Origin of the sequence: Peribacillus sp. NPDC058075 (assembly GCF_042885195.1) — a bacterium.
Classification (GTDB): Bacteria; Bacillota; Bacilli; order Bacillales; family DSM-1321; genus Peribacillus.
The window spans coordinates 165,452-184,630 of record NZ_JBHVSL010000001.1; the positions used below are offsets into that span (position 1 = coordinate 165,452).

General features: G+C 37.8%; 22 protein-coding genes and 1 pseudogene. 17 read left to right on the top strand and 6 right to left on the bottom strand.

Annotated features, from left to right (window positions below; translation table 11 throughout):
* Nucleotides 1–12: 12 nt before the first annotated feature.
* Nucleotides 13–1,416: an NCS1 family transporter gene (locus ACFVS1_RS00865; protein WP_387544707.1), complete on the bottom strand. Its 1,404-nt coding sequence runs from the start codon at nucleotides 1,414–1,416 to the stop codon at nucleotides 13–15.
* A gap of 533 nt (nucleotides 1,417–1,949) precedes the next feature.
* Between ACFVS1_RS00865 and ACFVS1_RS00870 the strand changes: the two genes are divergently transcribed.
* The 3 genes and pseudogenes from ACFVS1_RS00870 to ACFVS1_RS00880 form a co-directional block, all read left to right on the top strand.
* Entirely contained in the window at nucleotides 1,950–2,318 is a 369-nt protein-coding gene (locus tag ACFVS1_RS00870) for a DUF2798 domain-containing protein (protein WP_387544708.1), read from the top strand.
* A 260-nt stretch (nucleotides 2,319–2,578) separates the two neighbouring features.
* Nucleotides 2,579–2,716 (top strand): DUF3953 domain-containing protein, encoded by a 138-nt coding sequence (locus ACFVS1_RS00875; protein WP_387549144.1) that lies wholly within the window; start codon nucleotides 2,579–2,581, stop codon nucleotides 2,714–2,716.
* A gap of 62 nt (nucleotides 2,717–2,778) precedes the next feature.
* Nucleotides 2,779–3,144: pseudogene (locus ACFVS1_RS00880) on the top strand (MBL fold metallo-hydrolase); the annotation flags it as partial.
* Nucleotides 3,145–3,331: 187 nt separating this feature from the next.
* Here ACFVS1_RS00880 and ACFVS1_RS00885 read toward each other — a convergent pair.
* Nucleotides 3,332–4,720, bottom strand: coding sequence for an aminotransferase-like domain-containing protein (locus ACFVS1_RS00885; protein WP_387544709.1), 1,389 nt, complete (start codon nucleotides 4,718–4,720; stop codon nucleotides 3,332–3,334).
* Nucleotides 4,721–4,907: 187 nt separating this feature from the next.
* Between ACFVS1_RS00885 and azlC the strand changes: the two genes are divergently transcribed.
* The 7 genes from azlC to ACFVS1_RS00920 all read left to right on the top strand — a co-directional run bounded on the left by azlC (nucleotide 4,908) and on the right by ACFVS1_RS00920 (nucleotide 10,704).
* Nucleotides 4,908–5,663, top strand: a complete 756-nt coding sequence (azlC, locus tag ACFVS1_RS00890; protein ID WP_352925839.1) for an azaleucine resistance protein AzlC — start codon at nucleotides 4,908–4,910, stop codon at nucleotides 5,661–5,663.
* Nucleotides 5,660–5,992 carry a branched-chain amino acid transporter permease gene (locus tag ACFVS1_RS00895; RefSeq protein WP_134784136.1) on the top strand — a complete coding sequence of 111 codons (333 nt, stop codon included), beginning with the start codon at nucleotides 5,660–5,662 and terminating at the stop codon, nucleotides 5,990–5,992. The genes azlC and ACFVS1_RS00895 overlap by 4 nt, the downstream gene beginning before the upstream one ends.
* A gap of 62 nt (nucleotides 5,993–6,054) precedes the next feature.
* The gene (locus ACFVS1_RS00900; RefSeq protein ID WP_387544711.1) at nucleotides 6,055–6,510 is read left to right on the top strand and encodes a PaaI family thioesterase; all 456 of its coding nucleotides are present in this window, start codon (nucleotides 6,055–6,057) and stop codon (nucleotides 6,508–6,510) included.
* A gap of 256 nt (nucleotides 6,511–6,766) precedes the next feature.
* On the top strand, nucleotides 6,767–7,507 hold the full coding sequence (gene map / locus ACFVS1_RS00905; protein WP_352925843.1) for a type I methionyl aminopeptidase: 741 nt from the start codon (nucleotides 6,767–6,769) through the stop codon (nucleotides 7,505–7,507).
* A gap of 842 nt (nucleotides 7,508–8,349) precedes the next feature.
* The gene (locus ACFVS1_RS00910) at nucleotides 8,350–8,757 is read left to right on the top strand and encodes a YbaN family protein (RefSeq protein ID WP_387544712.1); all 408 of its coding nucleotides are present in this window, start codon (nucleotides 8,350–8,352) and stop codon (nucleotides 8,755–8,757) included.
* 307 nt (nucleotides 8,758–9,064) lie between these two features.
* Nucleotides 9,065–9,772 (top strand): DNA alkylation repair protein, encoded by a 708-nt coding sequence (locus ACFVS1_RS00915; RefSeq protein WP_387549146.1) that lies wholly within the window; start codon nucleotides 9,065–9,067, stop codon nucleotides 9,770–9,772.
* A gap of 107 nt (nucleotides 9,773–9,879) precedes the next feature.
* Nucleotides 9,880–10,704, top strand: a complete 825-nt coding sequence (locus tag ACFVS1_RS00920) for an SAM-dependent methyltransferase (RefSeq protein ID WP_387544713.1) — start codon at nucleotides 9,880–9,882, stop codon at nucleotides 10,702–10,704.
* Between the two features lie 358 nt (nucleotides 10,705–11,062).
* Here ACFVS1_RS00920 and ACFVS1_RS00925 read toward each other — a convergent pair whose 3' ends face one another.
* A complete protein-coding gene (locus ACFVS1_RS00925) occupies nucleotides 11,063–11,278 on the bottom strand; it encodes a hypothetical protein (RefSeq protein ID WP_101223304.1) in 216 nt (71 codons plus the stop codon).
* Between the two features lie 263 nt (nucleotides 11,279–11,541).
* Here ACFVS1_RS00925 and ACFVS1_RS00930 point away from each other — a divergent pair, with 263 nt between their 5' ends.
* The 3 genes from ACFVS1_RS00930 to ACFVS1_RS00940 all read left to right on the top strand — a co-directional run bounded on the left by ACFVS1_RS00930 (nucleotide 11,542) and on the right by ACFVS1_RS00940 (nucleotide 13,714).
* Nucleotides 11,542–11,979: a MarR family winged helix-turn-helix transcriptional regulator gene (locus ACFVS1_RS00930; protein ID WP_387549148.1), complete on the top strand. Its 438-nt coding sequence runs from the start codon at nucleotides 11,542–11,544 to the stop codon at nucleotides 11,977–11,979.
* Nucleotide 11,980: 1 nt separating this feature from the next.
* Entirely contained in the window at nucleotides 11,981–13,030 is a 1,050-nt protein-coding gene (locus ACFVS1_RS00935; protein ID WP_387544714.1) for a threonine aldolase family protein, read from the top strand.
* 102 nt (nucleotides 13,031–13,132) lie between these two features.
* On the top strand, nucleotides 13,133–13,714 hold the full coding sequence (locus ACFVS1_RS00940) for an STAS domain-containing protein (protein WP_387544715.1): 582 nt from the start codon (nucleotides 13,133–13,135) through the stop codon (nucleotides 13,712–13,714).
* 296 nt (nucleotides 13,715–14,010) lie between these two features.
* Here the strand turns inward: ACFVS1_RS00940 and ACFVS1_RS00945 are convergent, their stop codons facing one another.
* On the bottom strand, nucleotides 14,011–14,670 hold the full coding sequence (locus tag ACFVS1_RS00945) for a DUF1796 family putative cysteine peptidase (RefSeq protein WP_387544716.1): 660 nt from the start codon (nucleotides 14,668–14,670) through the stop codon (nucleotides 14,011–14,013).
* Nucleotides 14,671–14,835: 165 nt separating this feature from the next.
* Nucleotides 14,836–15,627, bottom strand: coding sequence for a class D beta-lactamase (gene blaOXA / locus ACFVS1_RS00950; protein ID WP_387544717.1), 792 nt, complete (start codon nucleotides 15,625–15,627; stop codon nucleotides 14,836–14,838).
* Nucleotides 15,628–15,826: 199 nt separating this feature from the next.
* Between blaOXA and ACFVS1_RS00955 the strand changes: the two genes are divergently transcribed.
* The 4 genes from ACFVS1_RS00955 to ACFVS1_RS00970 all read left to right on the top strand — a co-directional run bounded on the left by ACFVS1_RS00955 (nucleotide 15,827) and on the right by ACFVS1_RS00970 (nucleotide 18,599).
* Nucleotides 15,827–16,471 (top strand): alpha/beta hydrolase, encoded by a 645-nt coding sequence (locus ACFVS1_RS00955; RefSeq protein WP_387549150.1) that lies wholly within the window; start codon nucleotides 15,827–15,829, stop codon nucleotides 16,469–16,471.
* Between the two features lie 95 nt (nucleotides 16,472–16,566).
* The gene (locus ACFVS1_RS00960; protein ID WP_387544718.1) at nucleotides 16,567–16,956 is read left to right on the top strand and encodes an iron chaperone; all 390 of its coding nucleotides are present in this window, start codon (nucleotides 16,567–16,569) and stop codon (nucleotides 16,954–16,956) included.
* Between the two features lie 90 nt (nucleotides 16,957–17,046).
* Nucleotides 17,047–17,538, top strand: coding sequence for a PTS sugar transporter subunit IIA (locus tag ACFVS1_RS00965; RefSeq protein ID WP_352925860.1), 492 nt, complete (start codon nucleotides 17,047–17,049; stop codon nucleotides 17,536–17,538).
* Nucleotides 17,539–18,182: 644 nt separating this feature from the next.
* The gene (locus ACFVS1_RS00970) at nucleotides 18,183–18,599 is read left to right on the top strand and encodes a VOC family protein (RefSeq protein WP_387544719.1); all 417 of its coding nucleotides are present in this window, start codon (nucleotides 18,183–18,185) and stop codon (nucleotides 18,597–18,599) included.
* A 63-nt stretch (nucleotides 18,600–18,662) separates the two neighbouring features.
* Here ACFVS1_RS00970 and ACFVS1_RS00975 read toward each other — a convergent pair whose 3' ends face one another.
* Nucleotides 18,663–19,178: a GNAT family N-acetyltransferase gene (locus tag ACFVS1_RS00975; protein WP_387544720.1), complete on the bottom strand. Its 516-nt coding sequence runs from the start codon at nucleotides 19,176–19,178 to the stop codon at nucleotides 18,663–18,665.
* Between the last annotated feature and the right edge of the window lies 1 nt (nucleotide 19,179).

The window sequence follows — 19,179 nt, forward strand, 5'->3', positions numbered from 1 at the left end:
CCCTTCAATATGTTAAAGCTCATTCTCGAAGATCGTCCCCTTTTTGAATCTTGAACCCTTGAAGGCAAACTTCATCAGAATCATATAGGCAATGCCTGCCACGACAACCCCGATGATCCAAGCCAGCTCGACTTTAATAAAGGCAGCGCCGGTGCCGATAAGCATGGCGATCAGTGCGCATGGATTATATCCTGCAAATGGCCCGTCTTCACTGTACAAATCGGCAACATTCATTTTTTGCTTCCTTAATATATAATATTCGACTAATAAAATCGAAACGATCGGACCTAAAAATGCGGAATAAATCAGAATGAACAAACCAAGGCCCTTCGCCGAAGAATCCTGTACAAGCACCCAAGGGAATGAGCAAAAAGCAAGAATTCCGGTTATGATAACGGCAATCTTATATTTCAACTTTGTAAGCAAAGTGATGACATATGTTGGCGGAATAATATTGGCAACCATATTTACCGCAATTGCACCTATGACGATAAATGCTGAAACGCCTACTGTGATATAAGGGTTATCAACTACAATGGCAAACGCCTTAACTGGATTGGAAATGCCGGTAGCGGAAGCGAGCATTACACCGATTGTCAGTACGAAGCCGTATGCCAATGAAATGGGTGAAAAGTACAAAAACCCTCGTTTTACATCACTTATGCCAGACTTAAGCTCTCTTGAATAGTCCCCTGCGCTTAAAAAGATAGCCGCGTAATTTCCTAAAAACATCATGATGAAAGCAAAGAACGGCAAGCCCCATGAGCCTTCAGCGTGCACCCATTTTTCCGCGATGACCTCGCTATGTGATGTAAGAAGAATGCCAAATACATAGACTAGCGCTAGCATGATAACGATGGATGCAAGCATTTCCACCCATTTGATGGCATGGAAGCCATACAGCGAAAGTGCAATTTGCACCAATTGAATCACGACAAAGCAAATGACGGCATTATCAAAAGCACCACCCGTAAAGACCTTCGCGATTTCATTTAAAGCGGTACCGCCGATCCAACTTTGAAAACCATACCAGATGATGGCCGGAATTCCGCGCAAAAGTGATGATATGATGGAGCCTTTCATCCCGAAGGACATTCTGAGTTGAACAACATAGGGAATGCCCGTCCTGTATCCAATCCGATCATTTAAAGCAAATATCACGGAAATGATAGCGATGGCAATGGCTGCTGCAGCAAATGTCTGAATGATATTCAACGTTGCGGTTCCCGCTACGACCAAGCTGGCCCCCAGTGTCATGTTCCCTAAATTGACGCCGTCTCCAATCCACATGAATGTATAGGATATAGGGCCAACCGTCCTATCTTCTTTTGACCTCGGCTTCAGAGATTCATCCAAATCCGCAGCATGGTGGAACTCCGTCTCTTCTAAATTTTTACTTTCTAGATATGTAGACAATTTACACTCAACTCCCATTTGTAGTGTTATATGATATGCCTGATGATGTAATAAAAACTAACATGAGAAAAGTATACAGGTTTTGTATTTGGGAATCATTAGAAGAAGTGTGAAATTTCAGATATTATTTTGTGCTTGTTAACTAAAGGAATATCAGTGAATTCTTGTAATTAACTCGGGAGTATGAGATTTCTCGGTTTTTTTTGGTAGGTAGGTTGCTACGGCAACTTTTTTTCGGAAAAAACGCGGGGCGGGATGGGTAAAATCAAGCCTTGAATTTCATTGGAAAAAGGTGCTAAAATTGTTATATCAGTGTGTAGAGATATTGGTCGTTTTTATTGACCAAAAATATATGTCTCACGATACGTCTGCCATCTGAAATATTTTTAGTGGAGATGATCATATGCACGAAGAAACAAGATTACCGCGAAATGGTAAAGACTTTGTATTATTCTTAGCGATTATATCAATACTTTCAGTCAACATTATCGCACCTCTTTTTTATGGGATTTAAATTCGGATTCAGTAAAGATGTGTATTTTGAAACTTTACATGTAATTCTATTTGTTTGGGTTTGTGTCGTTTTATTAGTAACACTTGTTGTAAATCCAATTGTTAATAAACTCGTACAAAAGTTTATTGAACCTACGGACGGTTTTAATGCAAGAGTGTTATTCACGATATTATTCAGCGTAACCCTCCTGTCCATTTTGCTGACGGTTATCGGATCTTGGATTGGCATGGGAGAAATTAGTTTGGAGCCGATTCAAACGTTCTTTTATGATTGGCCGCGTAACTTTTTCATCGCATTTTGGGTTGAAGTTTTGATCGCACAGCCGATAGCAAGATTTGTAATGAAAAAATTACATGCAAGTCAGGCACGTAAAGCAGTAAATGCGTAACATTCAAATAAATTAAAAGCCCATATAGCCGACTGGTTTTACTAAAAAACAGTCGGCTTTTTGTTGCAGAAAAGTGGGTTAGTGAATGAAGGAATTTCCATTTTTACGCAATGAAAAGGTGTCAAATGGTATGATTAAAAAAGTTATACTCAAGGGGAAATAAATTATTCAAAATAGTTAAAATCATCTTAGCAATAATTGTAGTTGCTTCATATGCAGATCAGCTAATTACTGGAAGTGTTGAGTTGATGCCATATTCTATGTTGTTTCTGGCGTTAATTTTGTTAATAACAGGATTAGAGGAACCTCAAAAAGATAGAAAAGGAGGTTTTTTGAGGTGCGTTGTTGTCTCATTATTTCTTTTCTTTGTATCCATGCTGGGTTTCTTTATGGACTAAAAACGAGAGCTACTATTACCTTTTTAGTAGGTGAGGAGGAACAAAATGAAGATCATAGAACTGCCGAAGGTATGCTGGAAAATATGTCAAATCAAGAAATCGAATCCGGTAAATGGTTTATACAACAATTAAAGAAATTGAAGCATGTTTCAATTGATGAAAAGGTACATGATGGTGATTTGATTTTAGATAACGAATGCAGGGTAGTAGCAACACCAGGTCATACCTCAGGACATATTTCATTATATTTTCCAAGTTTACATAGTGTAATATCAGGTGATGCAGCTGTTAAAGAGAATCATGAATGGGGCATTGCTAATCCACACTTTTGTTTAAATGTCGAGGAGGCAGAACAGTCTTTAAGAAAGATTAAAGATCTTAAAGCTGAACATTACTATTGTTATCATGGTGGAACATTTACTTTATGACGATTATAAAATTTGATTTCCACTTCAGGCACTCGCTTTCCGCGGGCGGTCCGTTCTCAGCGTTCTTTGCGCCTGTGGGTCTCCCTTGGATCCGCTTTTCTAAGCAGGAGTCTCGTGCACCCGCTCCAATCAACTGGAACGTTTTTAAAAAAAAACTGTATACAGACTCGGTTTTCCGATTTTTGAATCAGTTAAGATACTGTTTTAATATGTCTAATCCTATTTTTAACTCATCAAATGAGTTTGTGGAAGAAAGTGCAATACGCAAATACATATCAGGGGCGGTCTGCCCGCTTTGAAAACGATTGGAATGAAAAACACGAATACCGCGCCTTTTCAAATCCGTTTCCAGCTGTAATGCATCGTTATGTCCTTTAATTGGAAGCCAACGATAAAGACTGAGAGGGTGTCCAACTTCCTTTCTTAAAGGAAAATATTCCGAATAAATATCATTTGCAGTCTGTGCAAGCTGTTTCTTTTGAGAAACAATTTCATGAGCCTTTCCAGATAGGATTAGCTCTGTGATTATCTCTGCGTCAAAAGAAGAGGTCTTTACATTAATGTTGAAAATGGCCTGGGCTATTTTCTCGCGAAAGGCCTCCCCATAAACCATATAGGCGACTCTCAATCCAGAACATATTGACTTAGAGGTACCGCAAATATAAATGCTCTGTTCTGGAAGTAAGCGGTACATAGGCTGCCGGTAATCGGAGATAATGCCTGCCGTCAGAAATGCATGGATATCATCCTCGATCAAAATTAAACGATGCTTACGGATGACCGTCGCTAATTCTTGCTTTCGGATATCTGACATCATGATTGTGGTTGGATTGTTGCAAGAGGGCATCAGGAAAACGCCGTCAATAGTTGTTTGACAACACTGCTTTTCAAGTTCATCTGGCAGCATTCCGAACTGGTCTCCGGTAATGGGCACTAACTTAATATGAAACATCTTTGCCAGCTCGATGAAGTTTGAATAGGTGTATAAGTCGGTCGCAATTCTATTACCAGGCTCAAACAATGCAGCCAAGGCAATTGCCAATGCATTTTGGGCACCGGAAACGATTGCTATATGCTCTTGATCCGCGTGAATGCCGAAAGATTCCATCCAGTTTAGAGCTGCTGTTTTTTGATGTGGAATACCTGTCGGATCGTTGTAATTCAGCAGCTGCTCCAAATAACTTTTATTCACAGTTTTTTGAATGGTTTCTGATACAATATCATTGGTCTGCTCAAAAGAGGCCACAAAACCAAGATCAATGCTATTTGCCGTTTTATCCGCGGAAATGGTTATGGAACGAGTGGCATTAGGAGCCACAAAGGTTCCCCTTCCCGTAACGGCATATATCAATCCCTTTACCTCGCATATTTTGTAGGAACGGGTAATCGTGGTGAAGTTTAAGTCAAGAAAATCTGCCAATTCTCGTTGCGGGGGCAACTTGGTTCCAGGTGCTAAAAAACCATTTGTTATATCTTGTTCAAGTAATGAGGCAAGTGATTTATAAAAGGGACGCTTTAATGCATTCTTATCAGGTTTCCAAGACATTGGATAATTGTCAAATGAATTTACGGGCATAGTTCACCTCTACTATCTTATTCCATACAATCATATCATTTTTTGTATGGAATTCTAATATTGAATCGGTTGGCTTTAAAAGAATATAAGGTGATTAGCCTATAAGCCCCCTATTTTGGATATAATGGGGGAATTTTATTTTAAATTGTAATCCATACAATTAACTAGTTTTTTGTACGGATTTTGTATGTTAAATTTAAATAAATTTAGCCATCAGGATGTGATTTATATGAAAAAACGAACTCAAATGATAACTGCATTTCGTGCGGCGTTTCCGTACACAGTGCCCATTTTGGCAGGCTTTTTATTTTTAGGCATCGCTTATGGAATCTTTATGAATTCATTAGGGTTCAGTGCGATTTACCCGATATTGATGAGTCTAACGATATTTGCAGGATCGATGGAGTTTATTGCAGCCAATTTATTGCTTGTCGCATTCAATCCGATTAACGCCCTTTTTCTAACATTAATGGTGAATGCAAGGCATTTGTTTTATGGCATATCCATGCTTGATAAATATAGGGGGACCGGTAAGAAAAAGCTGTATCTGATTTTTGGGCTTTGCGATGAGTCTTTTTCCATCAATTGTACCGTTGATGTTCCGAAGAATGTAGACAAGGGCTGGTTCATGTTCTTCGTGACACTTCTCAACCATTGCTATTGGGTGATAGGATCAGCGATTGGCGGTATTTTTGGCTCTTTTGTCAAATTCAACACAGAAGGACTCGATTTTGTTATGACGGCTCTCTTTGTAGTGATTTTCATTGAACAATGGATGAAAGAGAAAAAACATCATAGTGCTCTCGCTGGGCTTGGGCTGTCAGCTGTCTGTCTTATTATTTTTGGCGGAAGCAATTTCATTATCCCTGCTATGTTTGCCATTTTGGGGGTACTCACCTTACTTAGAAAGCCGTTAGAGAAAGTTGAGGTGAGTACCATATGACAATGACTTTAACGCAGCAAATCATTACAATTGCGATGGTTGTTTTAGGTACGATGCTTACAAGATTTCTTCCCTTCATCGTTTTCCCATCAGGTAAACCCACACCGAAGTATGTACAGTATCTCGGTAAAATGCTGCCATCTGCAGTAATTGGGCTTTTGGTCATTTATTGTTTAAAGGATGTGAGCTTACAATCTGGAAGTCACGGCATCCCTGAATTTATTGGGGTGGCTGTAGTTGCCCTGCTTCACGTTTGGAAGAAAATGATGCTCCTCTCCATAGCGGGGGGAACGATTGTCTACATGATGCTGGTTCAATTGGTTTTTTAAATGGATAATAATCAGCACATCCAAATCACTGATATCAAGGGTATTGGAAGGGGCAGGTAATAGTGAAGAAGAAAATTGATGAAGATAAAATTCATGAAAAACACTATGAACAAATTCATGAACAGGTGAAAAACGATCCGTATGCTCTGTCGTTAGGCATTCAGTTAACGAAATTCGAGGCAGGTTTTGCAGAAGCAACGTTAGAAGTGCAAAGCACTATGGTAAATGCGTATGGAACTGTTCACGGGGCAGTCATTTATGCTGTAGCAGATCATGCTTTTTCCGTAGCCTGTAATGCCTATGGAAAAACATCATTAGGCCTCTCCACAACCATCCAGTTTATTGAATCAGCTAAACCCGGAGACAAGATAGTAGCCCTTGCAACGGAAGTCAAACGAAACTATCGGACAGGATTTTATCGAATAGACGTCTTTCATGAGGAAAACCTGATCGCAACCATGGAGGCAGTGTCATACCGTAAGGATCATTATTTTATTGAACTTGATGAACAAGATTAAAGCAGTTTAATAGTAATTGTTCAGAGCTGTCCTCAAGACAGCTTTTTCTTATTAAAGGGTGCTGTTTGTTCTTTGTTCATGTTGTTTAGTGAAGGAACCCTCGATCCTATATATTTTTAACGTTGGTAACTTTGTAAAAAAAAGGTATTGTTCCAAATCATTTACATTGCTTTTGTTTTGCGAGAAAATAAAGGTACAATGAATGCTTATTTAGCTTATGGATTATAGACTATAAACGATAATGAGGTAGGAAAAAATGATTGCAAAAACAGAAGAAGATTTTAATGGTTTGAAGGAAATTGGCAAAATTGTTGCCTCGATTAGAGATGAATTGGTACAAAGAACAATTCCGGGGATTACGACCAAAGAACTTGATGATGTAGCCGGAGAACTTTTAGAAGAGGCAGGTGCAGTTTCGGCTCCAAAAGGTGAATATGATTTTCCTGGCTATACTTGCATTAGCACGAATGAAGAAGTGGCACATGGTATTCCGGGTCTTCGGGTTATTCATGAAGGGGACCTAGTGAATATAGATGTATCTGCTTCAAAGAACGGTTATTTCGCAGACACAGGAATCTCATTTGTAGTAGGGGAGGGTGACGAAGTATTAACGAAATTATGCGACGTTGCTAAAAAGGCATTTGAAGCAGGTCTTAAGAAAGCAAAACCCGGATCCAAAAAAAGCAGAATCGGAAAAGCAGTATTCGAAACAGCGGGACAGCATGGATTCACTGTTATCAAAAACCTTACAGGACATGGCGTTGGACGTGGTATACACGAAGCACCTGCCCATATTTGTAATTATAATGATCCATGGGATAATGAACTATTAAAGGAAGGGATGGTTATCGCATTCGAGCCATTTATCTCAACCTTTGAAGAAGAAGTATTCCAAAAAGAAGATGGTTGGACCTATGCAACAGAAAAAAGCTTTGTAGCTCAATTGGAACATACGATTATCCTTACTAAAAATGGTCCGATTATTGTCACACTTTAATTCAAGCATAGACAAAACGTATAAACATAAGTATTTCGTATACTGTGTAGTAAATTTAAATGGGGTAACGTATAAATTCGTAGAATGTTACTCGCTCTAAAACAAGAAGGATTCGATCACCCACGCAAAAATAAGGGAGTTGCTTTTGCAGCTCTTTTTCTTATGGAGTTAAAGGGGCAGGGAAATCCGGTAACTTTATTTGGAAACTATGTTAAGATTGGGGTATTAATGTGGAAGGCGTTGGGATATGAGTCAAGACAATCCAAAAACGAAGATATACTTTTGGCTATCTGTTACGCTTTTACTCTGTGGAATTATTTCTTGGATTCCTTATTTGATCTTTAAAATGGAAGAATCTTATGGGATGCTAACATTTGTTCTTAACCCAATTGGAGTAATGTTAGGTTCTTTTTCAAACAATAGATTAATAGCCTTAAGCAATTTATTTATGGTCTTTAGTTTTATTCCTGTTATGATATTGGTATATCTAACAAGAGGGTACATTCCTATGTAATTGTTAGGGGTATTTTTTTACACTCCATTAAATGTTATATGGAAGTAATAGGTGCAAGAGCAGTAAATCAGATCTGTTATCTATACAGGCTTTTGTTATATGAAAATGACACGAAAACTTATTGTGTCCAGTTCGAAAGAATTGTCGTAATAAATAGGTTGATAATCGTTCAACTAACAGGTGCTTCACTTCACTAAGGAAGGTTGCTGCGGCATCCTGTTTCATATGAAACTAACGGGGTCAGGTTAAGTTCAAGAAGAAAAAGGGAAGATACTAATCAATTAGACTTCCTCTTTACGTTATAAGAGAATAGAATATAAATAAAAAGGTGATTACAATTAAAAAAGTAAAAAGTATCCTATTTTTTCTTCTTGGATCCATATCTCTTTTGATTGGTATTGCAGGGACTGTGTTACCAGTTCTGCCGGGCGGTCCGTTTTACTTATTTGCTGCTTTTTGCTTTGCTAAAAGTTCCAAGTCGATTGAAAACTGGTTCAAAAGCACTTCATTATATGAAAAATACGTTGAAGCATTCCTGCAAAAAAAAGGTATGACTCGAAAAGAGAAAATCAGAATCAATTTAATTGCCGATTTCTTCATCGTAATTTCTGTATTTTATGTGGACATCCTATTAGTGAAAATCTTATTGGTAGTGCTCGCCCTCTACAAACATTATTATTTCATAAAAAAAATTAAGACAATTGACCGAAACAGTACGGGAAAAAGTGCTTTTTGAACCTTCAAATAATGGAGTTGCTTCGGCAGCTCTTTTTTTAATGGAGCTAAAGGGGCAGTATAGTTAAATAAGAACAAAGAGGGAATCCCATGGTTCTAAGCGTTATAAGCACAAGTAACAAAAGGCATTGTTTCTTACCATCGGTTCGGTAACAAAGTGCCAACATGCATGAAGTGGGTCCCTGCATAACATCATGTGCGTAAACGCCAGTTTTGCTGACAAGTGGTAGTTTGTTATAGGATAATGGTGATAGATTTGATGGGCCAAATATTAGGGGAAAACTCCTTGATGAAGGAAGTGCTAAATGATGAATTTAGAAATGGTGATGCAGGAGCTTGAAGCCCTTGGCAAGGAACGAACTAAAAAAATGTACATATCCAATGGTGCGCAGGATCCGCTTTTTGGCGTGGCTACAGGCGCCATGAAACCAATTGTAAGGAAAATAAAAATAAATCAGCATTTAGCTGAAGAGCTTTATTCGACAGGCAACTATGATGCAATGTACTTTGCAGGCATTATTGCAGACCCAAAAGCCATGACTGAGTCTGATTATGATCGTTGGATGGATGCTGCGTATTTTTATATGCTGTCCGATTATGTAGTGGCTGTAACTTTATCAGAGTCAGATATTGCACAAGAAGTTTCTGATAAATGGATTGCAAGCGGTGAAGAGCTGAGAATGTCAGCGGGCTGGAGTTGCTACTGTTGGCTTTTAGGGAATCGACTAGACGTTGAATTTTCAGAAAGCAAGATTTCCACTATGCTTGACCTTGTGAAAAATACAATTCACGATTCGCCAGAAAGAACGAAATCCGCTATGAATAATTTTCTATACACCGTGGGGATTTCATATGTGCCTCTCCATGAAAAGGCAGTCGAGACCGCAAAAGCAATTGGAATAGTAGAAATCAAACGGGAAAAGAAAAAAAGCAGTTTTCTAAATGCTTATGAAAGTATTCAAAAAGAAGTCGGTAAAGGAAAGCTTGGTTTTAAACGCAAGCATGTAAGATGTTAAAATTAGCCTCGGGAATTTGAAGTGTAATTTCAATAATGGAGGTTGCTTAGGCGGACTTTTTCATTGTTGATGAACCAATACATAATAAATGCGGGGGTGAATTATAATTGAAGTCATTTCAACTGAACGAAAAAACAAGCTCTTTTTTAGCGGAATATCAATTATTTGAAGATGATTGGATACAACAGGTTCAGCTGCAGCACCGTTTGGAATTAGTAGCGGCATTTGGGATTCAAAAAGGAATGCGTGTATTAGAAATAGGTTGTGGTCAAGGGGATACAACCGTTGCAATAGCTGACGCAGTAGGGGAAAGCGGATGTGTTGTCGCAATAGATATCGCTAGTCCCGATTACGGAGCACCGTTAACATTGGCTCAAGCAACAGAACGCATTAAGAAATCTTCATTAGGAGAACGTATTGACTTCCATTTTGAAATGGATTTTGATTATTTTGAATCACCTATACCATTTGATGTGGCGGTATTATCCCATTGTTCATGGTATTTCAAGCAACAAGAGGATTTATTGAATTACTTTAAAAAAATTCGTAAATTGGCAAAACATATATGTTTTGCTGAATGGGACCTCGATTTCACCTGCATCTCTCAACGTTCCCACTTTTGTGCAGCTTCCATTCTGGCATTGTATTCAAACTTCGTAAAGAATGAAGGAAATATCCAAAACTTATTTCATAAAACTCAAATTCACCAGCTACTCCGGCAAGCAAATTTTGAAGTGGTAAAACAACTTACAGTCGATGCAACATTACTACAGGACGGTCAATGGGAAAAAAATCATGCAAATAGTATCCGTGCGGAATTTATTAAAGTCCCTAACAAGATACAAACGTTGATAACTGGTTATTATGAACTGATGAACACTTCGAATGGTAAGGAGAATTCATTAAATAGTTTCATTGTTTGTGCAAAGTAATGAGTTCCTCATTTGAAAATATGTTTTTTAGTACTTTAACAAAAGATTTCAACATCCAGAGCTGCCGAATGGGTTTCTTTTTTGCTTAAGCTGAAAAGGAAAAGAAAAAGCATATTTGATTGATTCAACTAAAAGGTTTTATAGCTTTAATGAGCTGTGACAGTCACAATCAGCTCGTTTTCTTATGCAACGAACGGTTGCGAAGTTCATTAAGGTTCACTAAAAATAATCAAACTGAATACGAAATCACAAGAAAATCCATTTTGATCAATCTTTTTTCAAAATGGATTTTTTATTTACGCTAATATCGGGGTTAAAGAGGACATTTTGATTAATCATTATTTCAAAGCTACAGCAGTTAAAACATTTCATTAACTTCCCATGATTCGACTATTTGATGCGCCAACCTTGGATCATATCCTTTACCCATCAGATAAGCAATCGCTGCAATTTCCATCATTGCATGAGGGACAGATGTTTTTTGGGCTTCGTTTAAACCATACTGTACCCAAGGGCCAACCTGTGACAATGTCTCTTGTTTGAGCTGGTGTGGGTTAGTGTAAGAAGGATACACAATATTACATCCTTTCGAAAATATAGTTAAATATCACAATCCTATTTTATGCATCTTAACTCATCCCGTGTTCGATAATCTTTAATTTTGTGGATGTCCTTCTAAGAATTCAGGTTCAAGCTAAAAGTGAATTTTTTGATTATGGTTAAACTAGTGGTATCTATTGTTCCTTCAAAGATTTATTTTAAAATGTTGACAAAGTCCACTAATCACAATAAAGTATTAGTGGATAAAGTCCACTAAAAAGGAAGTCTATAATGAATATGAATAAAGATACCATTGCAGATATCCGGCAATTCAATAGATTTTATACGAATATACTTGGTGTGTTGGATAAGCATATTTTGGATACCGGATATTCTTTCACTGAGGCACGGGTAATTTTAGAAATCGGTTTGATGGAGCAGTGTATAGCAAGCAATTTAGTTGGTAAACTGGAAATTGATCGCAGCTATATGAGCAGAATAATTAATAAGTTAAGGAAAGATGGACTGGTTATGAAGGAAAACTCGACCTTGGATAACAGAACTAGTCTGATTCGGCTGACTCCTGAAGGGTTGACTCTTTTTGACCAGCTTAATGAAAGATCTGATGAACAATTAGTGAGGTTATTCCAAGAATTATCACAAGACGAAATAAAAGAAATCCATGCTTCTATGATGTTTATTCAGAAGAAATTGGATAGTTTGGGGAGATTATAGGATGATACGTTTTGAAAATGATTATACAGAAGGTGCTCATAAGAGAATTCTGAAACGATTAATTGAAACCAATGAAGAGCAAACACCTGGATATGGAGTGGATGAACACTGTGAAAAAGCGAGTGCCTACATTCGAAAAGAGTGTGATGCGGCAAATGCAGATATACACTTTTTAGTAGGAGGAACACAAACGAATACAACGATCATCGCTTCAATTTTGCGGCCGCATCAAGGTGCTGTTTCTGCAATTACGGGTCATATCGCAGTACATGAAACAGGGGCGATAGAAGCTACTGGTCATAAAGTGCTTACATTGCCGAGTGATGATGGAAAAATTCAAGCTGGACAGGTAAAAGAATTATATGATGCTCACTGGAATGATGTTACTCATGAGCATATGGTACAGCCAGGCTTGGTTTACATTTCTAACCCTACAGAAAATGGAACGACTTATAGTAAAGCTGAATTGGAAGCATTAAGTGAGGTTTGCCGGGAATGTGGTTTGCCATTGGTATTGGATGGCGCTAGATTAGGGTATGGATTGGCTGCGAAAGACAGCGATTTAACCTTGGCAGATGTTGCAAGGCTATGTGATGTGTTCTATATAGGGGGAACGAAAGTTGGTGCAATGTTTGGTGAAGCGGTAGTCATCATGAATGATGCCCTGAAAAAGGATTTCCGCTATTTCATCAAGCAAAAGGGAGGAATGCTGGCTAAAGGGAGACTATTGGGGATCCAGTTTGAAACCTTATTTGAAGATGGCTTATACTATGAAATTTCTAATCATGCCGTGGAAATGTCAATGATGATTCGAGAAGCATTTGTTGAAAATGGAATTTCATTACGATATGATTCCACATCAAATCAGCAATTTCCCATCTTGCCGGAAGATGTAATTTTGGAATTGGGCAAAAAGTATTCATTCTCCTTCTGGGAAAAAGTCGATGCTACACACAGTGCTGTGAGATTTTGTACCAGTTGGGCTACGAAAAAAGAACATGTTAATATGCTCATAGAGGATATCAAGGCAATAAAAGGAGAAAAATTATAAAGCGCCTACCAATACAGCTAGTCACCAAGTAGGGGTAGAATGGATACATACTTGAGTATAGGATATATCCTAAAGAATTAAGGAAATATATCATCAAAAACCATGGACTCGGTCGTATTGATCGTTACTTTCGTGTTAACCGTATTGATTGACCTGACAACAGGGGTAGGGATCGGATTACTATTAGCCATTCTATCGTTCGTTAAACTGATGAGCGGTACATTGAAATTATCAAAGGTATTACCAGATCCAGCTGATAAACTAGTTAAACCAGAAATGGTGCAAAAAGGTTCATGCTGCCCGCAGATTAACATTTATACGATAGAAGGACCTTTATTCTTTGGCACAATCGAAAGGCTGCAAGAAGAAATCGAGGAAATAATGCGATCAAGACCAAAAGTCCTCCTATTAAGGATGAGCAATGTGCCATTTATCGATACATCGGGAGAAGCACTGCTAACCGAAATCGTGAAGCAATTCAAGGTTCAAAACCTACAAGTTCTGATTTCCGGAATTCAACAGGAACCTAAAGAAATGCTGAGAAAAACTGGATTTATTAAACTGGTTGGTGAGGAACAGTTCTTTTCCAATACGGGTGATGCCATCAATAAAGCCTTATCCAAACTGGATGAGAACCGTTGTAAAGGGTGTAAACAGTTTTCAATTGCTGAATGTACCGCATGATCAAAGCAAGTCCCAAAGCCTGCGTTATAAAAACAAAAAAGAAAACGGGAGATAGGGTTAATATGATTCCTGTCAAGAAGAAAAGGCATCTGCTTTTGGCGGATGCCTTTCTCTTCAACTTCTTTAGGTAATTCAGGGCGATTAATGTGATTTATGATGGCCTAAATAAAACGATTCTTGCTTGAATGAACTAAAAAAGAAGCGAAAAAGCGTTGATGACCCGATTAAAAACTTAAGACAATAACTAAAATGTCCAAATTGAAATAGTTAACACATTAGCATTATTAGCTCAGTCATTAAACCTGACTATTCAATTGTATGCCGCTATAAACATGATCCCAAATGGCCTCATCCCAAATTTGGTTAGGAACTTCTAAAGCACAAACATTTTCCAGGTTCCATTCTAATTCAGAAATGCTTGTAGCATCAACCGAGGGGATTAATATTAATACAGTAAATTCTTTTTCTTTTAACATGTCCTTCATTGTTTGTTGAAATAAATAGGCTTGGTCATATTTTGTTGACCATCTTACAAATAGGATTGAATCACTCTTGTTAATCGTATCATTGAATCTTGCTATTCTTTTATCTAAATTTTCTTTAAAATCAGGATATGACTCAAACCATTCTTTATCAGGCAGGATGGGGAAATCGTGAACGGAAGTAACTTTATAATGGTTATCTCTGACCAAATAGGTATTTACGGCATTTATTTCTACGTCATCATCAAAATAAGTACCGGAACCATCTACTAAAGTCAAATTCTTTAATTCCATATATTCCTTGAACTGATTTTTATAGAGCCTGGCCACTTCTGCAAATGACTCAGTATAGACCCAGTCAAGAGGCAAAGAAAATCTTCTTAACCCAAGTCTTCTTAGGTTCAGAGTGGGAGTGCAAGCACTGCCACAAGGAATGATTACATCATAAGATTTCTTGATTTCGGTTAATTTCACTATTAATCCCCCTTTCTATATTATCAATACTATATTAGATGAGAATTTTCTTTTTTTGATTGGACAAACCAAAAAAAGGCTTCAGAGCAGGCAATGCCAAGGTTTAAGATATCTTTTTAGACAAAGCAAAACGCATGCCCAAGAAGAAAGAGCATGCGTGAACTTTTATTCTTCTATGATATCCAACTCTTTCAGAGCATTCAGCGTAATCGCTTTGGCTTTGCTTCCGCTGCCGTCCATGTTCGTTGCGAAGGCCCATTTGCCTTTGTCCGTTTCGATGTACCCCACATACCAGCCCAATCCCATATCAGAAAGGCGTGTCCCGGTTTTTCCATGGAGGATATATGAGTCTGCTTCTTCATTGATCATGATTCTCTTCACCGTTCTCATATGCTGTTTATCGATAGGCAGCTTTTCCTCTACAAGGTTTTCGATGAATTGGACTTGTTCCTGTGCAGATATTTTAATAGAGCTATCCAGCCAGAACTGATCGATCCCGCCGGAGATATCACGATTTCCATAATCTATCAGATTCACATATTGCTGCATATCTTCCGCACCGATATCGCGGGCCATTGCTTGAAAATACCAGATCACAGAATGCCTCATGCCTGAAGCCAGCGTATGGTCTCTGTTCCAATCCTCAAATTCCCTGATTACGCCATCCCAGCGCTTCACTTCATATTCATCGCTTACCGCTTTTGTCTGTAAGCCGATTAATGCATTCGCGACTTTAAATGTCGACTCTGGAGTGTAGCGCACTTTACTTCTCTGTTTATTATAGATAAATATTTTATCATTTTTTAAGTTTTGGAGAACCATCGTGCCTTCCGCACCATCGAAAGACTCCCCGATATCCAATTCTTTCACCTTTTGATCGTTTGCACTTGCATGAATCGTACCTAAGGAACCAGTGACTAACAGGACAAGAATGAAACATAACGTTTTAATTTTCATTACACACTCTCCTTTAAGGCATGGATTGATCGATCATCAAATAATTTCCATAAAATAGGTTGACAGCTAAAGTATACCTACTCCTAATAAAAAATGAAACCTTATTCTTGGATTCTATCTAGATCGTATCAATCAAGGAGGAATGGAGCGGGTAGCTAATGAATATATAGAACAAGCGATAGAATGGGAGGAATCTATCATGGAGATTAATCAAAGAAAAATAAATAGTAATGAAAAAGTAATTACATATACACATATTGAAAACGGAAGTCCGGCCGTTTGTTTTATGTTTTCAGGTGCGGGGTACACGTATGAGAAGCCGTTATTCTATTATTCGACGATGGTGATGCTTCAAAACCAGTATGATGTCGTGCATATTCATTACGCTTACGATCAGGATATTTTCAAGCATCCATTGGTAGATATCACAAAAGTGATCGTTAATGATATCAATCCCGTCATAACGGAGGTGCTTCAAAATCATGAATATCAAGGAACCGTGTTTTTAGGTAAATCACTTGGCACCATCCCCATCATCAACGGAATTATGAAAAGTGAGCGGTTTATGAAAGCCAAAATGATTTTGCTTACGCCCCTATTGAAGTTCGATTCGATTTTTGATGGATTATTGAGCAGCAAACATTCAGCACATATAGTCATCGGAGAAAAAGATCATCATTATATTCCAGATAAAATTCAAGCGATTGAAAATAAAACGACAATAAGCATCGATAAAATCCCGTATGCCAATCATTCCTTGGATATTGAACCATTGAACACTTCAAGGTCGATTACCATGCTGGAAGGTGTAATGAATAGAATGGAAGCGTTTTTAAAGGGATAGGCTAGCGAAATACAAAAGGAGTTCAATCCAGGGGTTAGTAGATGGGGAATGTTATAATAAGAGTATGGTAGTTTGGATTTATGAAAGGAGAAACCATGGAAGGAACCAATACATTTCATTCAATTGATGAATACATTATACAATTTCCCGAAGAAGTTCAGGAGATATTAAAAACGGTAAGAAATGTCATAAAGGATGCAGCACCGGATGCAGAAGAGAAGATAAGCTATCAAATGCCTACCTTTGTTTTATATGGCAATTTGGTACATTTCGCTGCCTATAAAAAACATATAGGATTCTATCCGACTCCAAGCGCGATCTCTGCTTTTGAATCTGCTTTATCTGAATATAAATGTTCAAAAGGGGCCGTTCAGTTTCCACTAAACAAGCCAATTCCTTATGAATTAATAACCGAGATGGTTATATTTAGAGTGGAAGCGAACAAAAAGAAAAAAGCAGAAGGCAAGTCTCAAAAGAAAAAATAACATCGATTATTATCAGAATTCACAAAATGCTTAATATATGAGAGTATGAGCTGCAAGGATTCAAGATCGAAAGAGAAAGGTGGAAATAATATGTTCAAAAAATTATTCAGTAAAAAAGAAAGTGTGGAACAACTGCTTGCTCCTATAAATGGACAAGTCATGAATATTGAAGATGTTCCAGATCCGGTGTTTTCCGGTAAAATGATGGGGGACGGAATAGCGATTCTTCCTGAGGAAGGGTTGGTCGTATCTCCAATCGATGCAGAAGTGATCCAGGTTTTTCATACTAAACATGCTCTAGGCCTCCGTACGAAGAATGGCATAGAATTGTTGATTCATATTGGATTGGAAACAGTTAATCTTAAAGGCGAAGGATTTGAAGTCCATGTCGCAGAAGGGCAAAATGTAAAAGCAGGAGACAAGCTTGTTACATTTGATATCGAATTTTTGAAAGCCAATGCTCCAAGCATCGTAACTCCGATTGTTATTACGAATGGCGAGCTGGTTGAAAAACTGGAAAAAACAAATAGTACCCAAGCAAAAATTAACGAAACACAAATTATGAGTGTTTATTTGAAATAAAAGAAAAGGTACCATTTAGACTTCGTGCCTTCTAGTACATGAAAAACAGTCCTTGCTGGCGAATGCCGGCATGGACTGTTTTACTATAGCTGCAAGACGTCAGCTTCCATAGTGAGCTATTCCAATGGCACATGTCCTACATCACTATTAAATGTTTTAAGATCATTAATTAACTGGTTAATATTTTCGCTTGGACCGCTATAATATAAAGCATTTCTAGATCTTAAGTACTCGGTTAATCAAAACCAAAACCAGTAAAGAAAATTTTCCGGATACTTCATGTTTTAATACTAATTTTCATATACATACCTCCTTAAAAGTAATTAATTTTAGTAAAGCATGGAATGATATAGTTTTTATTTCAATAAAGACACAGTGTGTTTTATTTTTAAAACCATTTGGTATACGAATTTCAATTTTTGATTGGACATATACTTCTTGAAATTTCTTAACGTAAACTCCCAGGTTGTTTTAAAATTGAATCAGCCTGTTTAATATTTGAAATACTTTAAGTATGTGAATGATGAATGTTCCCCGTGACTAAGGTTGTATGTGTTCAATGTGAATACAATGAAGCAGGAAAATCGAAAATTGCAGCGAATAGTAGGTGAGTGAACAAATAAAATCAAGCGAGGGTGAATTGGATGGGAGTTCAAGCAGAAAAGATTTTTGTAAACTTGCCTGTTAAAGATTTGGATGCCTCAGTAGAATTTTTCACAAAGGTCGGTTTTGAGTTTAACGAGCAAATGACCAATGAAAATGCGACATGCATGGTTATCAGCGAGTCCATATATGTCATGTTGTTGGTGGAGGACTACTTTAAAACGTTTACCAAGAAGGAAATCCCTGATTCTGCAGCGAGTACGGAAACCATCGTCGCCCTGTCCGTTAAAAGCAAGGAAAAAGTCGATGAGATCGTGAATAGGGCACTGGATGTTGGCGGAAAGCCTTTCAATGAAGCCATTGATCATGGTTTCATGTACGGTTGGAGTTTTCTGGATATCGACGGGCATTCTTGGGAAGTATTTTACATGGACGAAAGCGGATTTAATCAAGAATAAAAAGCAAGGCACAATCCTTCACGAAGGACTGTGCCTTTTTAAGCAATCTTAGCTGAATTTCATTCATAACAATACGGGGCTAATGTCTTTCCACTCATAAACCAATAGATTCAATTCAGCACCAGCTATTTTGATTTTTTCGGTTTTAAACCATTCAGCACCCAATGCCTCATAGAAGTATCGAGATTTATTATCTTCTAGCACCTCAACGAAAATGGTCTTGAATCCCCGTTCTTCGAATTTAAAAAATAATTCTTTGATGAGTTTCTTACCTATCCCCAATCTTTGTGAATTTTGGAGGATATATATCGCAGTTAAATCGCCCGAATCCTCAACTTGATTCGTCTCCCTTTTCCCTCCACATATAAATCCTACTATTTTTCCTTCATTATTCTCTGCGACATAAACATAATTTCCATTACTAGTTATATTCTTTATCCATATGTCTTTCCTTTTCTCATAAGAAAGTTTATCTAAAAAATCACTCGGCACTATATCTTTATAAGTGGTTCGCCAGCAATCCACATGGACTTTCGCTATCCCTTCCGCATCTGCAACCGTTGCCTGTCTTAATAGCATA

Excerpts from the sequence above, each read along its gene's own strand:
- ACFVS1_RS00875 (WP_387549144.1), top strand. The coding sequence starts at position 2,579 with ATGTTGTTTCTGGCGTTAATTTTGTTAATAACAGGATTAGAGGAACCT.
- ACFVS1_RS00885 (WP_387544709.1), bottom strand. The coding sequence starts at position 4,720 with ATGCCCGTAAATTCATTTGACAATTATCCAATGTCTTGGAAACCTGAT.
- azlC (WP_352925839.1), top strand. The coding sequence starts at position 4,908 with ATGTTAAATTTAAATAAATTTAGCCATCAGGATGTGATTTATATGAAA.
- ACFVS1_RS00895 (WP_134784136.1), top strand. The coding sequence starts at position 5,660 with ATGACAATGACTTTAACGCAGCAAATCATTACAATTGCGATGGTTGTT.
- map (WP_352925843.1), top strand. The coding sequence starts at position 6,767 with ATGATTGCAAAAACAGAAGAAGATTTTAATGGTTTGAAGGAAATTGGC.
- ACFVS1_RS00915 (WP_387549146.1), top strand. The coding sequence starts at position 9,065 with ATGAATTTAGAAATGGTGATGCAGGAGCTTGAAGCCCTTGGCAAGGAA.
- ACFVS1_RS00930 (WP_387549148.1), top strand. The coding sequence starts at position 11,542 with ATGAATAAAGATACCATTGCAGATATCCGGCAATTCAATAGATTTTAT.
- ACFVS1_RS00935 (WP_387544714.1), top strand. The coding sequence starts at position 11,981 with ATGATACGTTTTGAAAATGATTATACAGAAGGTGCTCATAAGAGAATT.
- ACFVS1_RS00940 (WP_387544715.1), top strand. The coding sequence starts at position 13,133 with ATGGACTCGGTCGTATTGATCGTTACTTTCGTGTTAACCGTATTGATT.
- blaOXA (WP_387544717.1), bottom strand. The coding sequence starts at position 15,627 with ATGAAAATTAAAACGTTATGTTTCATTCTTGTCCTGTTAGTCACTGGT.
- ACFVS1_RS00955 (WP_387549150.1), top strand. The coding sequence starts at position 15,827 with ATGGAGATTAATCAAAGAAAAATAAATAGTAATGAAAAAGTAATTACA.
- ACFVS1_RS00960 (WP_387544718.1), top strand. The coding sequence starts at position 16,567 with ATGGAAGGAACCAATACATTTCATTCAATTGATGAATACATTATACAA.
- ACFVS1_RS00965 (WP_352925860.1), top strand. The coding sequence starts at position 17,047 with ATGTTCAAAAAATTATTCAGTAAAAAAGAAAGTGTGGAACAACTGCTT.
- ACFVS1_RS00970 (WP_387544719.1), top strand. The coding sequence starts at position 18,183 with ATGGGAGTTCAAGCAGAAAAGATTTTTGTAAACTTGCCTGTTAAAGAT.
- ACFVS1_RS00975 (WP_387544720.1), bottom strand. The coding sequence starts at position 19,178 with ATGCTATTAAGACAGGCAACGGTTGCAGATGCGGAAGGGATAGCGAAA.